Genomic DNA, 15,994 nt, shown 5'->3' with positions numbered 1-15,994 from the left:
CGATCTTGATCCGACCGTAGAAGTTTTTCTTCTGCACAGCCGGTGGATGGGAAAGGTGCAGGTCAGGGGCGGTGACGTCGGGCGATCGAGGGCTTGTTCACAGGGCTGTCCACCGCGTCGTGCACAGGTTTTGGGAGGTTCTCCACAGCATACGGGCCGTCGTCCACATGGCCTGTGGATAACCAGATTGGCTGACGGTGCCCGCGGGCCTACCGTGGTCCGGCGCCCCCTCCTCCTTATGGCGTCGGAAACCTCACAAAACCGACGCGCCCGGATCCGGAATGTGGCGCCTCAGTTTGTCAGTGCCGTGCCGTAGAAATGGGGTCACGGCGAGGTCCGCCGGGCGGACGGGAGGAGGTGGCTCGGTGAGTATTTCCGAGCCCTTGGACGATCCGTGGGCCGAGACCGGTCCCAGTGATCGTCTGCCCGCCTCCCGTGGACGCGGTGAGGGCGGCCGAGGGCGAGACGACCGGCACGACCGGGGCCGGGACAGCGGTGACTGGGATGGCGGAGGTGCCACCTTCGAGCGGGTCCCCCCGCAGGACCTGGACGCCGAACAGTCCGTGCTCGGCGGCATGCTGCTGTCCAAGGACGCCATTGCCGACGTCGTCGAGATCCTCAAGGGCCACGACTTCTACAAGCCCGCGCACGAGACGATCTACCAGTCGATCCTCGACGTCTACGCCAAGGGCGAGCCGGCCGACCCCATCACCATCGCCGCCGAGCTCACCAAGCGCGGCGAGATCAACAAGGTCGGCGGCGCCTCCTATCTCCACACCCTCGTCCAGACGGTGCCGACGGCGGCGAACGCCGAGTACTACGCGGAGATCGTCCACGAGCGTGCCGTGCTGCGCCGTCTTGTCGAGGCCGGGACACGTATCACGCAGATGGGATACGCGGCCGACGGCGACATCGACGAGATCGTCAACAGCGCCCAGGCGGAGATCTACGCGGTCACCGAGCAGCGGACCAGCGAGGACTATCTGCCGCTCGGCGACATCATGGAGGGCGCTCTCGACGAGATCGAGGCGATCGGCTCCCGTACCGGCGAGATGACCGGTGTGCCCACCGGCTTCACGGACCTGGACTCGCTCACCAACGGCCTGCACCCGGGCCAGATGATCGTCATCGCCGCGCGTCCCGCCATGGGTAAGTCCACCCTGGCCCTGGACTTCGCCCGGGCCGCGTCGATCAAGCACAACCTGCCCAGCGTCATCTTCTCCCTCGAAATGGGCCGCAACGAGATCGCGATGCGTCTGCTGTCCGCCGAGGCCCGGGTCGCCCTGCACCACATGCGCTCCGGCACGATGACCGACGACGACTGGACCCGGCTCGCCCGTCGGATGCCGGATGTCTCGGCCGCGCCGCTCTACATCGACGACTCACCGAACCTGTCGATGATGGAGATCCGCGCCAAGTGCCGCCGGCTGAAACAGCGCAACGACATCAAGCTCGTGATCATCGACTATCTGCAGCTGATGCAGTCCGGTTCCAAACGCTCTGAAAGCCGTCAGCAGGAGGTATCGGACATGTCCCGAAACCTCAAGCTGCTGGCCAAGGAGCTGGAGCTCCCCGTGATTGCGCTCTCGCAGCTCAACCGTGGTCCCGAGCAGCGCACGGACAAGAAGCCGATGGTGTCCGACCTGCGTGAGTCCGGCTCCATCGAGCAGGACGCCGACATGGTCATCCTGCTCCACCGCGAGGACGCCTACGAGAAGGAGTCACCGCGCGCGGGCGAGGCGGACATCATCGTCGGCAAGCACCGAAACGGCCCGACCGCGACGATCACCGTTGCCTTCCAGGGCCACTACTCCCGCTTCGTGGACATGGCACAGACCTGATCCGCACCACCACCACCACCACCACCGAAATGAACTCGACGCCGGTCCGCCCTCCGGGTGGACTGGGTGCATGACGACATTTGACGAAGAGCTGCTCCCCACCACCCGGCGGGCGCTGTTGCATCGGATCGCCGTGGCCCAGGCCGAAGGGCGGGCGCCGTCGCTGGTGGCAGCGGTCGTGCGGGGCGGGCGGGCTGTCTGGCACGGGGCGCGGACCTCGGTGGACGGGCACGGACCGGATCAGAACGTGCAGTACCGGATCGGCTCGATCACCAAGACGTTCACGGCCGTTCTGGTGCTCCGGCTGCGCGACGAAGGGCTGCTCGATCTCGGCGATCCACTGGAGAAGCATCTGCCGGGCACCGGCGCGGGAGAGGCGACGATCGCTGAACTCCTCGCGCACACAGGCGGGTTGGCGGCCGAGTCGCCCGCGCCCTGGTGGGAACGCACTCCGGGCTCGCTGCGGCCGGAGCTCAGCGATGTCCTCGGTGAGCAGCCCCTCCTGCACCCCGTCGGCCGCCGACACCACTACTCCAACCCCGGCTACACCCTGCTCGGCGCCCTGGTCGAGGAACTCCGCGGTGCCCCCTGGACGGAGGTGCTCCGGCAAGAGGTGCTCGAACCGTTGCGCCTCGATCGCACGAGCGCCCAGCCTCAGGCGCCGCACGCGGGCGGCTGGGCGGTGCATCCCTGGGCCGACGCGATGCTTCCGGAGCCACTGGAGGACCTCGGCCGGATGGCACCGGCAGGACAGCTCTGGTCGACCACCGACGACCTGGCTCGCTTCGCCGTGTTTCTGACGGCCGGTGACGAACGGGTACTGAGCGCCGAGTCCGTACGGGAGATGCGCGTCCCGGCGGCTCCCGCCGAGTCCGCCGATGTGCTGGACGGCGCCACCTACGGCCTCGGCCTCCAGATCCAGCGCCGCGACGGCCGACTGCTGATCGGGCACTCCGGCTCGCTGCCCGGCTTTCTGGCCAACCTCACCATCAGCGTGGACGACGACGTGGCGGCCGTGGTGCTCGCCAACTGCACCTCCGGCCCGCTCCTGTCCGCCGTCGGTGCCGACCTCGTCCGTATCGTTGCGGAGGCCGAGCCGCGCATCCCCGAGCCATGGCGGCCCCTGGCCCGAGTCGAGCCGTCTGTCCTGGAGTTGACGGGCCAGTGGTACTGGGGCACACACGCCTTCGGGTTGCGGGTGACGGCCGATGGACTGGTCTCGCTGGGACCGCTGTCGGGCACCGGCCGTCGTGCGCGCTTCAGGTCCAACGGTGACGGGACGTGGACCGGCCTTGAGGGCTACTACGCCGGAGAGCTTCTACGGCCCGTACGGCGGCCGGACGGGGGTGTGAGCCACCTGGACCTCGGTTCGTTCGTGTTCACGCGTCAGCCGTACGAGGAGACGGCTCCTGTGCCTGGTGGAGTGGACCCCGCGGGGTGGCGGGGGATCGGCTAGACAAGCCGGGGGTGGTGTTTCACGTGAAACACCACCCCCTGAACGCGCACCGTCAGCACCCTGGCGGGTCAGATCTCAAGCTTGAAACCGACGTGCGAGGCGGTGAAACCGAGCCGCTCATAGAAGCGATGGGCGTCGGTACGTGACGTGTCCGAGGTCAGCTGCACCAACTGGCAGCCCTGGCGGCGGGATTCCTCGATCGCCCACTCGATGAACCGGGTGCCCAGCCCGCCGCCGCGCTCGTCGGCGTGGATGCGTACGGCCTCGATGATCGACCGAGTGGCGCCGCGCCTCGACAGCCCGGGGATGATCGTGAGCTGTAGCGTGCCGACGACACGGCCCTCGCGTACGGCGACGACCAGCTGTTGGTTGGGGTCGGCACTGAGCCGTTCCAGGGCGCGCAGGTAGGGCGTCAGGTCGTCCGGTGATTCCCGCCGGGCGCCCAGCGGGTCGTCGGCGAGCATGCCGACGATGGCCGGGATGTCGTCGGCGACCGCGGCACGTATGTCAAGATCTCCCATGCCCGCAGCCTATGCGGGCACGTTCAGTGATTCCACGACCCGCACCAGGGGAGCCAGCTCCGGGCTTCTGGCTGCCGCGTCGAGGGCCTCGCGCAGCGCGGTGTCATTGGTGGGGCGAGCCTCTTCGAGCAGCCGCAGCCCCGCCTCGGTGACGTTCGTGTAGATGCCGCGGCGGTCGGTCGGGCAGAGGTAGCGCTCCAGGAGGTCCCGGTCTTCGAGGCGTGTCACCAGCCGGGTGGTGGCGCTCTGGCTGAGGACGACCGCGTCCGCGACCTGTTTCATCTGCAGATGGCCCCCCTCGCCGTCGTGCTGTCGGCTGAGGACGTCCAGCAGGGAGTATTCGCGCACGCTCAGGTCGTGCTTCGCCTGAAGGGCGCGCTCTATGTGTGCCTCGATCCTCCCGTGAAGCAGGGAGAGAGCGCACCAGCCCTGGGCAAGGGCGGTGAGCGCGGGGTCCGTCGCTGTCATTGGCGTGTTCCTCCGTCCCGGAGCGGCTGATACCAGGATAGGGCAGGTCTGCAATATCCCTCGATTGCACATAGGCAGCGTCTGCAACTATTGTGGACGCACGCAAAGCGCATCTGCAATCGTCTGGGAAGGCTGTCCTCCATGCCTCTCGCGCTCCTGGCCCTCGCGATCGGGGCCTTCGGAATCGGAACGACCGAGTTCGTGATCATGGGCTTGCTGCCCGAGGTCGCGGGCGACTTCGGGGTCTCCATCCCCACCGCCGGCCTGCTGGTGACCGGCTACGCACTCGGCGTGGTGATGGGTGCCCCGCTGATGACCGTCCTGGGGACCAAGGTCCCGCGCAAGCGGATGCTGATGCTGCTGATGGGCTTGTTCATCGCAGGCAACCTGCTGTCCGCCGTCGCCCCCTCCTTCGCCGTCATGCTGATCGGCCGCGTGGTCGCCTCCCTCGCCCACGGCGCCTTCTTCGGCATCGGCTCGGTCGTGGCGGCCGAACTCGTCGCCCCGAGCAAGAAGGCCGGGGCCATCGCGATGATGTTCACCGGCCTCACCATCGCCAACGTCGTCGGTGTCCCGCTCGGCACCCTGGTGGGACAGCACGTCGGCTGGCGTGTCACCTTCGGCATCGTCGCCGCCCTCGGCCTCGTCGGCCTGGCCGGCATCGCCAAGCTGGTGCCCGAGCTGCCCAAGCCGGAAGGCGTGCATCTGCGGCACGAACTGGCCGCGTTCAAGAACACCCAGGTCCTGCTCGCCATGGCGATGACTGTCCTGGGCTTCGGCGGAGTTTTCGCGGCCATCACCTACATCGCGCCGATGATGACCCATGTCGCCGGCTTCGCCGACGGCACCGTCACCTGGCTGCTGGTCCTGTTCGGCCTCGGCATGGTCGGCGGCAACCTCGTCGGCGGCAAGTTCGCCGACCGCGCCCTGATGCCCATGCTGTACGTGTCGCTGGGCGCCCTGGCTGTCGTCCTCGCTCTCTTCACGGTCACCGCGAACAACAAGGTTGCGGCCGCCGTGACCGTCGCCCTGATCGGGGCTCTGGGCTTCGCGACCGTCCCGCCGCTGCAGAAGCGCGTCCTCGACCAGGCGCACGGCGCCCCCACCCTGGCCTCGGCCGTGAACATCGGCGCCTTCAACCTCGGCAACGCTCTCTCCGCCTGGCTCGGCGGCATCGTGATCGCCGCCGGCTTCGGCTACACCTCCCCCAACTGGGTCGGCGCCACCCTCGCCACGGCCGCCCTCGCCCTCGCCTTCGTGTCGGCCGCACTGGAGCGCCGCGACGGCGCCCCGAGCACCGTGGCCGCAGGCGGCATGCCTCGGCGCAGCGGGAGCCGGTCCACCACTGAGCCGGCCGCAAGGCCGCAGGCGTGAGCCCATCACCGACCGCGCCCTGAGACACACAGGCCGCAATCCTGACCCGCCCGCGCCGTTCCTCTGAGCACCACCCAAGGAGAACCACCTCATGAGCACCATCACCGCCGCCCCGCTCACCGTCCAGGACGCCGAACTCCTGATCACCGAGGCCCAGCGCGCCGCCGAGGTCGCCGGAGCCACCGTCAGCGTCACCGTCCTGGACGCCGGGGGCCATCTGCTCGCCTTCCGGCGGGATGACCGCGCCGTGCTGATCTCCGGCGAGACCAGCACCCGCAAGGCCTACACGGCGCTCCAGCTGAACAGTCCGACCGCCGACCTTGTCGACGCCGTCCAGCCCGGCGGCCTCTTCCACACCCTGCCCACGGCGCTCGACCGGCCTCTGCTCTTCATCGCGGGCGGTGTCCCAGTCCACCGTGACGGGCGGCTGATCGGCTCTGTCGGCGTCGGTGGCGGCGCCCCCGATCAGGACCACGGCTTCGCCACGGCCGCCGTACAGGCGCTCGTCTGACCGCACCCCGATCGACGCGGAACGCCTGTTCCCCCGGGGGCCGGCGTTCGCCGCATCGAGGAATCATCAGCCCGCCGCCACCGTCAGCGGTGCGAACCGCCGTGTCCAGTCTCCCGGCAGCTCCGTGAGGCCGTACGTCATGACGGAGTTCATGGCGACGGAGGCCAGCCCGCGCTCCTTCGCCCATGCCAGCAGTTCCTCGTGCCGGATGTCGATGTCGGTGCGGAGCGGGCGGTCGGTGTGCGCGGCGAGCGAGACGATGAGGGACTTCGCCGTCTCCGTGTCGTGGGCGATCAGAGGCCCGACGACGTGGGTGTCCATGTTGGGCCAGGCGGCCGCATAGCCGACGATCCGGCCGCCGTCCACGGCCACCCGCAGCTGGTCCGAGAACGCGGGCAGGCGGGCGATGAGAGGTGTGCGGTCAGTACCGAACACCTCCTCGTCGAGCCGGAGGATGGAGCTGAGGTCCTCGGCTGTGGCCGCCCGTGTCGCCACCCGGGGCTCGAGGCCGCCCGGGGTGAAGGAGCCGGACAGCATCTCCGAGCGTCCCGTGGTCTTGAACCCCAGCTCCTCGTAGAGCGGACGGCCGTACGGCGTGGCGTACAGAGTCAGGGGAGTCGTCTTCACCGCCGAGACGATGTGGCGCATCAGCCGCCGCCCGACGCCCTGACGCGCATGCCGTTCCGCGACCAGGACCATGCCGATCGCGCCGAGATCCGGGCGTTCCCCTGGGCCGTACTCAGTGATGACGCAGGCGGCGACCAGGCCTCCGCCAGGGTCGTCGATGCCGTAGCCCTTTCCGGCCGTGAGGAGTAAGCGCCACTTGTGTTCCTCGCGCGGCCACCCCCGGTCCTCGGACAAGTCGGCGCAGGCGGTGAGGTCGCGTGGCGTCAGTCGGCGAATGGGCAGAGCGGCGACGAAAGGAGTTGGCACGCAGGTCAGGCTGTCCGACCGGCACCCGTGGCGTCCACCTGTTTCGAGGTAGACGCACGCGCTTTTGGCCACGCCGTAGCCCTGAGCACAGCCCCTGGACAGACAGGAGACGTTTCACGTGAAACATCGCCCCATAACCACCGCCCGAGACCTCACCGAGGAGCTGTGATCCCACTCCATTAGCCTCAGGGTTCATGGCGAGACTTCATCTCTTCGATCTCGACGGCACATTGCTGCACGGCACCTCCGCCCCCGTCGAGATCTCCCGTCAAAGTATGCGGCGCGGGTGTGCTCCCTCCGGTCCGAGCTGACCGACGCGCACGTGACCGCGGCCATTCGATGGAGCGCCTTGGCTGGCCCGTATCCGGGACGTCTGGACCGGGATCAGGGAAGCGGGCGAATATTGCGCGGTGATGTCGCTCTCACCATCGTTTCGTGGAGCGCCTGTTGGAGTGGGGAGCCCATGTGGCCTTCGGATCGCGCTTCCCGGCGGTGCCTTTCGCCGAGCCGGTGGACCCGGCGGGCATCCTTGATCCTGCAGCCAAGGTGACCATTGCGGATCGCCTGTGCGCGCAGTTCGGGGTCGGCCGAGCGGACTGTGTCGCCTACGGGGATTCGATGTCGAACAGAGGATTGTTCACTGTGGTCCCGGTGTCCGTGGCGGTCAACGCGGACGGACATCCCGCCGGTCTCGCGACGTACTCCTACACGGGGCGTGATCTATGGGATGTCTATGAATTGGTATGCGCCGCTCGGTAGTTGAAGGAGCTGATGGTTCGCCCCTTGTTTGGATTCGTGGCGGAGGCAGGGGGGACTTGTGCGCGGGGCGACGGCCGGTAGGGTCGACTCCGGTTCACGTCCGGGATGAGACGCTCCGGCGGGAGTGACTGCGGGCCATGTCACACTTCCGCCTTACTTGTCCGTACGCGAAGGAACGTGGGTTCAATGGGGCCGTGTCGGCCACGAGCCTGACCGGGAAGAGCCAGCCGTCAACGGGGGAATACAAGCACCTTCCGAGCGAAGTGCGCAGACCGACCGAAAGATGTTCGAGGCGAGGCACACCATGGATGCTCCGACCACCACGTCGGCGGGCAACGACGGGGCCGGCGGAAGCAGCTGGTTCACATCGCCCAACAAGCCGCCGGTCGAACCCGCCGCCGACCCTCAGGCCGTGGCGCCGAGTGGTCAGCAGGAGATGCCCCAGGGCCGCCGTCCCGCGTCCGCAGAGGCCCGGGAGCGAATACGGCCGACGGAGGAGCCGGCCCTCTTCCAGAACCCCGCCCAGGCTCCAGACGCCGGGCAGCACGCGGCCGCCGGACCCTTCGCCTCCACGGCCGGACAGCCGGTACGCCCTACACCCGGACAGTCGGTACCACCCACGCCCGGACAGCGCGTCCCGCCTCAGCGCAGCGCACAGCCGAGTCCGGACGCATCCCCGGACGCGATCCGCATCCGCAGCACCATGGCCGAGGTCGGTCCGATAGCCGACAAGGTCACCTCGTACTTCTACGCACTGCTCTTCGTACGCCATCCCGAACTGCGTTCGCTGTTTCCGGCCGCCATGGACACCCAGCGGGACCGGCTGCTGAAGGCGCTGCTCACCGCGGCCGAGCACATCGACAACACGCCCGTCCTGGTCGAGTACCTCCAGAACCTGGGCCGCGGCCACCGCAAGTACGGCACCCGCGCGGAGCACTACCCGGCGGTCGGCGAGTGCCTCATCGGCGCGCTGGCCAAGTACGCCTCGGGCATCTGGGGCCCGGAGACGGAGGCGGCCTGGGTGCGGGCGTACACGACCATGTCCCAGGTGATGATCGACGCGGCGGCGACGGACGAACTGCGCGCGCCGGCCTGGTGGCATGCGGAGGTCGTCGCCCACGACCTCAGGACCGCGGACATCGCGGTGCTCACGGTCCGCCCGAACCAGCCGTACCCCTTCCGCGCGGGGCAGTACACAAGCATGGAGACGCCCTGGTGGCCGCGGGTCTGGCGGCACTACTCCTTCGCCTCCGCGCCCCGCTCGGACGGTCTGCTGACGTTCCATGTGAAGGCCGTTCCGGCGGGCTGGGTCTCCAACGCTCTGGTACACCGCGCCCGCCCCGGTGACATCCTCCGTCTGGGCCCGGCCGTCGGCTCGATGACCGTCGACCACACGAAGGACAACGGACTGCTCTGTCTGGGCGGTGGCACCGGCATCGCCCCCATCAAGGCGCTGGTCGAGGACGTCGCCGAACGCGGCGCACGCCGCCCTGTCGAGGTGTTCTACGGTGCCCGCACCGGCCACGACCTGTACGACATCGACACGCTGCTCCGGCTCCAGCAGAGCCATCCCTGGCTCTCGGTCCGCGCGGTCGTCGACCAGCAGGCGCATCTCCAGCTTCCCGACGCCATCCGCGCGTACGGTCCGTGGATCGAGTACGACGCCTATCTCTCGGGCCCACCCGGCATGATCCGCAACGGCGTGGACGCCCTGCGGAACGTCGGCATCCCGGCGCACCGCATACGGCACGACTCGGTCGAGGAACTGGTCGTCGTCGGCGACTGATCCGTCACCCGAGGTCGGGAGCGTGCATGGCCCGTACACCCTCGATGTTGCCGTCCAGGTAGTGCCGCAGGGACAGCGGTACGAGGTGCACGGAGGCGATCCCGACGCGGGTGAAGGGCACGCGCACGATCTCGTACTCGCCCGCGGGCTCCTCGACTTCGGGTCCGTGCCGCAGGGCCGGGTCCATGGACCCCAGCCGGCAGACGAAGAAGTGCTGCACCTTCACACCGGTAGTGCTGCCGCTGTCGCCGATGTGCTCCACGGTGTCCACGAAGCAGGGCACCACATCGGTGATCTTGGCGCCGAGCTCCTCGTGCACCTCGCGGTGCAGAGCGTCGACGACAGTGGCGTCCTCCGGCTCGACCCCGCCACCGGGAGTGACCCAGTAGGGATCGACACCGGGTTTGGTGCGCTTGATGAGAATCAAGTCGTCGCCGTCCAGGAGAACGGCACGGGCGGTGCGCTTGACCACGGGTCGGACGGTCATGGGAGAAATGTGGCCCAGCTGGTTCCACGTGAAACATCGCGAAGCGCCACCGTACGGCCGCATCGCGTTAACCCCGCAGGATGCGCTCAGCCCCAGTCCGCAGCTGCGTGCTGGAGCCACTCGTGTGCCCGCGCCACATGCGGCATGGCGAGCGTGCCGGTCCGCACCACCAGGAAGTAGGTCCGCAGCGGGGGCACCGCGGGCTCATGCAGCGCCATGACGTCACCGCGGTCCAGCGCGGCCGTACACAGATAGCGGGGCAGCACTGCGAGGCCGGCGCCCGCGACCGCGCAGGCGAGGACCGCGCGCAGATCGGGCACGATCACCGTGCCGGAGGTGGCCGGTCGGGCGTCGAAGACGGAGCCCCAGTAGCGCGAGACGAAAGGCAGAGACTCGTGGACCTCGACGACGGGCAGGTTCTCCAGGGCCGGCGCGCCCTTGTCGCGTAGCGTCCCGGCGCCGATCTCCTCGGCCCAGCGGGGAGCGGCGACCAGTACATGCTCTTCGTCGCAGAGGGCGGTGGCGGTGAGCAGGGCGCCACGCGGCCGGGCTGTACTGATGGCCAGGTCGTGGTGTCCGGCGGACAGCCCCTCCAGGGTCTCCTCGGCGTTGCCGAACGAGGCGCGCAGCGCGAAGCCCTGGCCGTCGTCGCCGGCGAGCTCGGAAAGGGCGGGCAGGGCGCGCTCCGCGGTGAACTCGGGCGGGCCGGCGAGATGCAGGGTTCGCACCGAGGATTCGTCGTCGAGGCCGCGTTCCGCTATTTCCACGAGCGCGTCGAGGTGTGGGGCGGCCTTGTGGGCGAGTTCGTCGCCGATGGTCGTCGGGGTCACCCCACGGGCCTGCCGCAGGAAGAGCGGACGGCCCAGCTGTCTTTCCAGAGTGCGGATCTGGGAGGTGACGGCCGGCTGCGAGAGTCCGAGCAGTGCGGCGGCGCGGGTGAAGGAGCCGGCCCGGTGCACGGTCACGAAGGTCCGCAGCAAGGCCAGATCCATCGCTCACCCTCCCCTTCCCCCTGCCCTGTGCCAGCCTTCGGGCAGGTCCCCAACTATAAATATGTCGATAGGTCTCTGCCCCTACAGTGATTGGACACTGACGCAGAGTCAACTAGCCTTGGTCGCGCGGTTCTTGGCGCGCGAGAACCGGGACGGTCCGAGCCACGAGGGGGGAGGCTCGGACCGTCCGTTATACGTAGTCAGGCCCCCGAGGGCGTCCGTCATCCGGTCATCGATCCGACTTATCCAGCGCGTGGAGCACATCGGCCACCAGGTCTTCAGGGTCCTCGGCTCCGACCGACAGCCGGATGAAGCCCTCCGGTACGTCGTCCCCGCCCCAGCGCCGCCGCCGCTCCGCCGTGGAGCGCACCCCGCCGAAACTCGTCGCATCGTCGACCAGCCGCAGGGCTTCCAGAAAACGCTCGGCACGCGCGCGCGTGGGAAGCGTGAAGGAGATCACCGAGCCATAGCGACGCATCTGCTGCGAGGCGATCTTGTGCGCGGGGTCGTCGGGCAGCCCCGGGTAGCGCAGCCCGGTCACGTCCGGCCGCTCGCGGAGCGCCTCGGCGAGCACCAGGGCGGTGGTGTTCTGCCGGTCCACCCGCAACTGGAGAGTGGCCAGGGAGCGATGGGCCAGCCAGGCCTCCATGGGCCCGGATATCGCCCCGACGATCTTGCGCCAGCGGCGTACGGCGGCCATGGCCGCCGTGTCGCGCCCGGCCACGTACCCCAGCAGGACGTCCCCGTGGCCGGTGAGCTGCTTGGTGCCGCTGGCCACGGAGAAGTCGGCGCCCAGCGCCAGCGGTCGCTGGCCGAGCGGGGTGGCGAGGGTGTTGTCGACGGCGACGAGGGCGCCACGCGCGTGTGCCGCCTCCGCAAGCCGCCGGATGTCGCACACGTCGAGCCCGGGGTTGCACGGCGACTCGATCAGCAGCAGCTTCGCCCCGTCCAGGACGTCGAGCTGGGCGTCACCGGCTGTCGGAGCGGTGCGCACCTCGATGCCGTAGGCCTCAAGCTGGGCGCGGACCAGGGGCAGCACCTGGTAGCCGTCGGACGGCAGAACGACCGCGTCCCCGGCGCGCAGCTGCGAGAAGAGCACTGCCGCGATGGCCGCCACGCCGGAGGCGAACACCAGCGTCTCGACGTCCTCGCCGGGCGCCTCCAGCTCGCCGATGGCGCGCTCCAGATGGGTCCAGGTCGGGTTCTCATCACGGCCGTAGGCGTATGGTCCGCTGACCTCGCCCGGCAGATGGAAGTGTGCGGCGAACACCGGTCCGGGCAGGGTCGGTTCGTTCTTGGCCGGCTCGGGCAGTCCCGCGCGCACCGCACGCGTGCCCTCACCCGTGACAAGGCCGGAGTCGGAATCGCTCATGCCGCCGTTCCCTCCACTTCGTCGCGTACCGCGGCGAGCAGGCCCTCGCTCGCCGCCTCCACCATCTCAAGACACTCCTCGAAGCCGTCCAGACCGCCGTAGTACGGATCCGGCACGTCGAGGTCGTCGACGGCATCGGGATCGTAGGAGCGCAGCAGATGTACCTTGCGGGCGTCCTTCTCGGTGGGGGCGAGGCGACGCAGGGCCTTGAGGTGGCCGGTGTCCAGGGCGATCACGAGGTCGAGGCGGGCGAACCAGGACGTCTGGAACTGGCGGGCGGTGTGGTCGCTGTCGTAGCCGTGCTCTTCGAGGACGCGGACGGTGCGCGGGTCGGCGCCGTCGCCCTCGTGCCAGCCGCCGGTGCCGGCGCTGTCGACCTCGACACGGCCGTCGAGCCCGGCCTCGGCTATGCGGGCCCGGAAGACGGATTCGGCCATCGGGGAACGGCAGATGTTGCCGGTGCAGACGAAGCAGACGCGGTAGGTCATCGGGCGCTCAGTCCGTGTCGGGAAGGATCATGTTCAGGGCCCAGGACACGATCGAGATGATCAGACCGCCCAGGACGGCCGTCCAGAACCCCTCCACATGGAAACTCAGGTCGAGCTTGTCGCACACCCACGACGTCAGCAGCAGCATCAGCGCGTTGACCACCAGGGTGATCAGGCCGAGGGTGAGGATGAACAGCGGGAAGGTGAGGAGCTTCACGATCGGCTTGACCAGGAAGTTCACCAGGCCGAACACAAGGGCTACCAGGATCAGCGTCCAGACCTTCTTGGTGGTGCTGTCGCCGGTCAGGGTGATCTTGTCGAGCAGCCACACCGCGACGGCCAGAGCACCCGCGTTGGCGATCGTCTTGACTACGAAATTCTTCATGTGTCTGATCGTGGCAGACGAGATCGGATGCAAGCAGTGAGGCGAGGGCGAACGACGGCGATGAAGACATTCCGGCTGGACGAACTGGAGGCGGAACGCGCCGCCAACGACGGGGCCTACCTGCAGTTCCTGCGGGAGCGGAACATGTCGGTCGGCCTCTACGCGCTGAACGCGGGCGAGCAGGACCCGCAGAAGCCGCACAACCAGGACGAGGTCTACTTCGTCGTCAGCGGCCGCGCCGCGATCACCGTCGGCCTGGAGACCACGCAGGTGGCGCGAGGCAGCGTGGTGTACGTGCCGGCCGGTGTGGCCCACAAGTTCCATCACATCAGCGAGGACCTGAGGGTTCTGGTCGTCTTCTCTCCGCCCGAGGCCTGACCTCTCCCCTCAGGGTTCCCTAGGGGGGAGGTCAGGGGAGGACAAGGGATCAGAGGCCCCCGGAAGGCCCCCTCGCGGCTCTAGCATCGAGTGCAGGACATCGCATCGTGCGGCACGCACGAGACCGACCGTACGTGCCGAAGCGCACGGGAAAGCAGAGGCAGGGCAATGCGAGAGATCTTCACGGGTCTGCCGTGGTGGGTGAAGTGGATCGCGGTGCCGGTCATCGCACTGGTGGTGTTCGGCGGCCTGATCGGCGCCATCGTCGGCTTCCTGGCCTACCTGCTCTTCAAGTTGCTGATCTTCGTGGCGCTGGTCGGCGGACTGATCTACATCGTGCGGAAGTTCATGTCGAGCTCCTCGTCGAAAAGCGACTGGTGAGGACCGTGGGAATCGGTGGCCGGTAACAGGAGTCACCGGTTCCCTCGGGGGAGGGAAGTTTCCCGTAGGGGCCGACCGGGAGCGGTGGCGGACGGTTAGAGTCGCTGACCCCCTCGCGCTCCGGGAGTGACCCTTGGCCACGCTTGACGCCACCTCCGCACCCACGGAACACCCCGCACCCCCCACCCAACGCCGTTCCAGTACACCCCCCGTGCAGCGACCGGCCGCCCCGGCCGTCCCCGCACAGTCACACTCGGCCACCCTCATCGGCTCCGTGCAGCGTGCGATGCGCCTGCTGGAATGTGTCGCCGGACACGAACACGGAGCCCCCGCCAAACAACTGGCCCGCGAGACCGGCCTCGCGCTGCCCACCGCCTACCACCTGCTGCGCACCCTGGTCCACGAGGGCTATCTGCGCCGTGACAAGGGGCTGTTCTTCCTCGGCGAAGCGGCGGAGCGGCTGAGCAGCAGCGGAGCGCAGCAGAAACGTCGCAGCGCGGTTGTGGACACCCTCGCCCACTGGCGGGATTTGATCGGTGCACCGGTGTACTACGCGATGTACCGGGACGGCGAGATCGAGGTCATGTGCGTCTCCGACTCCCCGGGCACCCCGGCGGTCGAGGAGTGGGCCGACTTCCGCGAGACCGCGCACGCGCATGCCGTCGGCCAGTGTCTGCTCTTCCAGCTGGACGAGAACACCCGCCGTGACCATCTCGAGCGCTACCCCCTTCAGGCTCTCACCCCGTACACGGTCCGTGACAGCCATGCGCTGCTGCGGCGGCTGGAGCGGACGCGGCGGATGGAGCCGCTGGTGGAGCGCCAGGAGTACGCGCTGGGAACGGTGTGCGCGGCGATCCCCATCACCGTCGGTACCACGGCCGCCACGGTGGCCATCTCCCTGCCCCTCCACCAGGCCGACCGGCTGCTGCCCGCCGCACGGCAGTTGCAGACGGAGGTGGGACGGCATCTGGGTTCGCTGGCGATCGCTATCAGTATCTGAAAACTCACTCCTTGTGATCTCCCGTGTACGTTCAGCAAGATTTGACCACCATCAAAGGGGTAAGTCCCGGCCAGTCGGTGTCATATGACGGGGTAGTCGATGCGCGAGTCCGTACAAGCAGATGTCATGATGAGCTTTCTCGTCTCGGAGGAGCTCTCCTTTCGCATCCCCGTGGAGTTGCGCTACGAGACCTGTGATCCGTATGCCGTCCGGCTCACCTTCCATCTGCCCGGGGACGCGCCGGTGACCTGGGCCTTCGGCCGTGAGCTGCTGATCGACGGGGTGGGCCGGCCGTGCGGGGAGGGCGATGTGCATATCGCGCCCGCCGATTGCGAGGTACTGGGCGAGGTCCTGATCAGGCTTCAGGTCGGCGGCGACCAGGCGGTGTTCCGGTCCTCGGCGCCACCGCTGGTGGCCTTTCTCGACCGTACCGACAAGCTGGTGCCGCTCGGCCATGAAGGCGCGCTCGCCGACTTCGACGCCCATCTCGACGAGGCCCTGGACCGCATCCTGGCCGAGGAGCAGAGCGCAGGCTGAAGCGTGACGGCACGGGCCGCGAGCCACTCCACCGAAGGGCGTGAGGACGCGCAGGAACGCTTCTGCGCGTCCCTGTGCTGGCGTCTCGAGCACCGTGCGTCCCTGTGCGAGCGCCGGAACGCTTCTCCTCGCGCGGACCGTCCTCTTACGCCGCCCACCGCCCGCTCACCGCTTCCGGCGCCGCCCTCGCCCGCCACGCGCCGGGCCCTCCACCGACGCACCGGCCTCCTTGTCCTGTCGGTCGGCTGATACGACCAGGGCTGCGAGGAGTGTGGTGACTGGTACGGAGGCGACGAGGCCGATCGAGCCGACGAGTGTGCGGACG

Annotated in this window: 17 protein-coding genes and 1 pseudogene; 10 read left to right on the top strand and 8 right to left on the bottom strand. The window is 68.7% G+C overall.

Annotation, left to right across the window (positions count from 1 at the left end; translation table 11 throughout):
* Positions 1-365: 365 nt before the first annotated feature.
* Together dnaB and ABTY98_RS15140 are read left to right on the top strand one after the other, a co-directional pair.
* Positions 366-1,841 (top strand): replicative DNA helicase, encoded by a 1,476-nt coding sequence (gene dnaB, locus ABTY98_RS15145; protein ID WP_352221360.1) that lies wholly within the window; start codon positions 366-368, stop codon positions 1,839-1,841.
* A 70-nt stretch (positions 1,842-1,911) separates the two neighbouring features.
* Entirely contained in the window at positions 1,912-3,297 is a 1,386-nt protein-coding gene (locus ABTY98_RS15140) for a serine hydrolase domain-containing protein (protein ID WP_352221359.1), read from the top strand.
* Positions 3,298-3,365: 68 nt separating this feature from the next.
* Here ABTY98_RS15140 and ABTY98_RS15135 read toward each other — a convergent pair whose 3' ends face one another.
* A complete protein-coding gene (locus ABTY98_RS15135) occupies positions 3,366-3,818 on the bottom strand; it encodes a GNAT family N-acetyltransferase (RefSeq protein ID WP_352221358.1) in 453 nt (150 codons plus the stop codon).
* 9 nt (positions 3,819-3,827) lie between these two features.
* On the bottom strand, positions 3,828-4,286 hold the full coding sequence (locus ABTY98_RS15130; protein ID WP_352221357.1) for a MarR family winged helix-turn-helix transcriptional regulator: 459 nt from the start codon (positions 4,284-4,286) through the stop codon (positions 3,828-3,830).
* 141 nt (positions 4,287-4,427) lie between these two features.
* Here ABTY98_RS15130 and ABTY98_RS15125 point away from each other — a divergent pair, with 141 nt between their 5' ends.
* Both ABTY98_RS15125 and ABTY98_RS15120 read left to right on the top strand, forming a co-directional pair.
* On the top strand, positions 4,428-5,660 hold the full coding sequence (locus ABTY98_RS15125) for an MFS transporter (RefSeq protein WP_352221356.1): 1,233 nt from the start codon (positions 4,428-4,430) through the stop codon (positions 5,658-5,660).
* Positions 5,661-5,751: 91 nt separating this feature from the next.
* On the top strand, positions 5,752-6,171 hold the full coding sequence (locus ABTY98_RS15120; protein ID WP_352221355.1) for a GlcG/HbpS family heme-binding protein: 420 nt from the start codon (positions 5,752-5,754) through the stop codon (positions 6,169-6,171).
* A gap of 66 nt (positions 6,172-6,237) precedes the next feature.
* Here ABTY98_RS15120 and ABTY98_RS15115 read toward each other — a convergent pair whose 3' ends face one another.
* Positions 6,238-7,104, bottom strand: a complete 867-nt coding sequence (locus ABTY98_RS15115) for a GNAT family N-acetyltransferase (RefSeq protein ID WP_352221354.1) — start codon at positions 7,102-7,104, stop codon at positions 6,238-6,240.
* A gap of 194 nt (positions 7,105-7,298) precedes the next feature.
* Between ABTY98_RS15115 and ABTY98_RS15110 the strand changes: the two are divergent.
* Together ABTY98_RS15110 and ABTY98_RS15105 are read left to right on the top strand one after the other, a co-directional pair.
* Positions 7,299-7,863: pseudogene (locus tag ABTY98_RS15110) on the top strand (HAD family hydrolase).
* 283 nt (positions 7,864-8,146) lie between these two features.
* Positions 8,147-9,649: a globin domain-containing protein gene (locus tag ABTY98_RS15105; RefSeq protein ID WP_352221353.1), complete on the top strand. Its 1,503-nt coding sequence runs from the start codon at positions 8,147-8,149 to the stop codon at positions 9,647-9,649.
* Positions 9,650-9,653: 4 nt separating this feature from the next.
* Here the strand turns inward: ABTY98_RS15105 and ABTY98_RS15100 are convergent, their stop codons facing one another.
* The 5 genes from ABTY98_RS15100 to ABTY98_RS15080 all read right to left on the bottom strand — a co-directional run bounded on the left by ABTY98_RS15100 (position 9,654) and on the right by ABTY98_RS15080 (position 13,373).
* On the bottom strand, positions 9,654-10,136 hold the full coding sequence (locus tag ABTY98_RS15100) for an NUDIX domain-containing protein (protein WP_352221352.1): 483 nt from the start codon (positions 10,134-10,136) through the stop codon (positions 9,654-9,656).
* An 86-nt stretch (positions 10,137-10,222) separates the two neighbouring features.
* A complete protein-coding gene (locus ABTY98_RS15095; protein WP_352221351.1) occupies positions 10,223-11,128 on the bottom strand; it encodes a LysR family transcriptional regulator in 906 nt (301 codons plus the stop codon).
* A 229-nt stretch (positions 11,129-11,357) separates the two neighbouring features.
* Positions 11,358-12,500 (bottom strand): cystathionine gamma-lyase, encoded by a 1,143-nt coding sequence (locus tag ABTY98_RS15090; protein ID WP_352221350.1) that lies wholly within the window; start codon positions 12,498-12,500, stop codon positions 11,358-11,360.
* A complete protein-coding gene (locus ABTY98_RS15085) occupies positions 12,497-12,988 on the bottom strand; it encodes a low molecular weight protein-tyrosine-phosphatase (protein ID WP_352221349.1) in 492 nt (163 codons plus the stop codon). Before ABTY98_RS15085 ends, ABTY98_RS15090 begins: the two co-directional genes overlap by 4 nt.
* Positions 12,989-12,995: 7 nt before the next feature.
* Positions 12,996-13,373 (bottom strand): phage holin family protein, encoded by a 378-nt coding sequence (locus ABTY98_RS15080; protein ID WP_352221348.1) that lies wholly within the window; start codon positions 13,371-13,373, stop codon positions 12,996-12,998.
* Positions 13,374-13,433: 60 nt separating this feature from the next.
* Between ABTY98_RS15080 and ABTY98_RS15075 the strand changes: the two genes are divergently transcribed.
* The 4 genes from ABTY98_RS15075 (at position 13,434) to ABTY98_RS15060 (ending at position 15,669) form a co-directional block, all read left to right on the top strand.
* A complete protein-coding gene (locus ABTY98_RS15075; RefSeq protein WP_352221347.1) occupies positions 13,434-13,751 on the top strand; it encodes a cupin domain-containing protein in 318 nt (105 codons plus the stop codon).
* Between the two features lie 168 nt (positions 13,752-13,919).
* On the top strand, positions 13,920-14,132 hold the full coding sequence (locus tag ABTY98_RS15070) for a DUF5326 family protein (protein WP_352221346.1): 213 nt from the start codon (positions 13,920-13,922) through the stop codon (positions 14,130-14,132).
* 211 nt (positions 14,133-14,343) lie between these two features.
* The gene (locus ABTY98_RS15065) at positions 14,344-15,132 is read left to right on the top strand and encodes an IclR family transcriptional regulator (protein ID WP_352221345.1); all 789 of its coding nucleotides are present in this window, start codon (positions 14,344-14,346) and stop codon (positions 15,130-15,132) included.
* A 99-nt stretch (positions 15,133-15,231) separates the two neighbouring features.
* On the top strand, positions 15,232-15,669 hold the full coding sequence (locus tag ABTY98_RS15060; protein WP_352221344.1) for an SsgA family sporulation/cell division regulator: 438 nt from the start codon (positions 15,232-15,234) through the stop codon (positions 15,667-15,669).
* Positions 15,670-15,994 lie beyond the last annotated feature (325 nt).

The organism is Streptomyces sp. NPDC096040, from assembly GCF_040303265.1.
Taxonomy (GTDB): domain Bacteria; phylum Actinomycetota; class Actinomycetes; order Streptomycetales; family Streptomycetaceae; genus Streptomyces.
The sequence above is the reverse complement of the archived record's forward strand: the minus strand, read 5'-3'. Positions and strand labels throughout refer to the sequence as shown.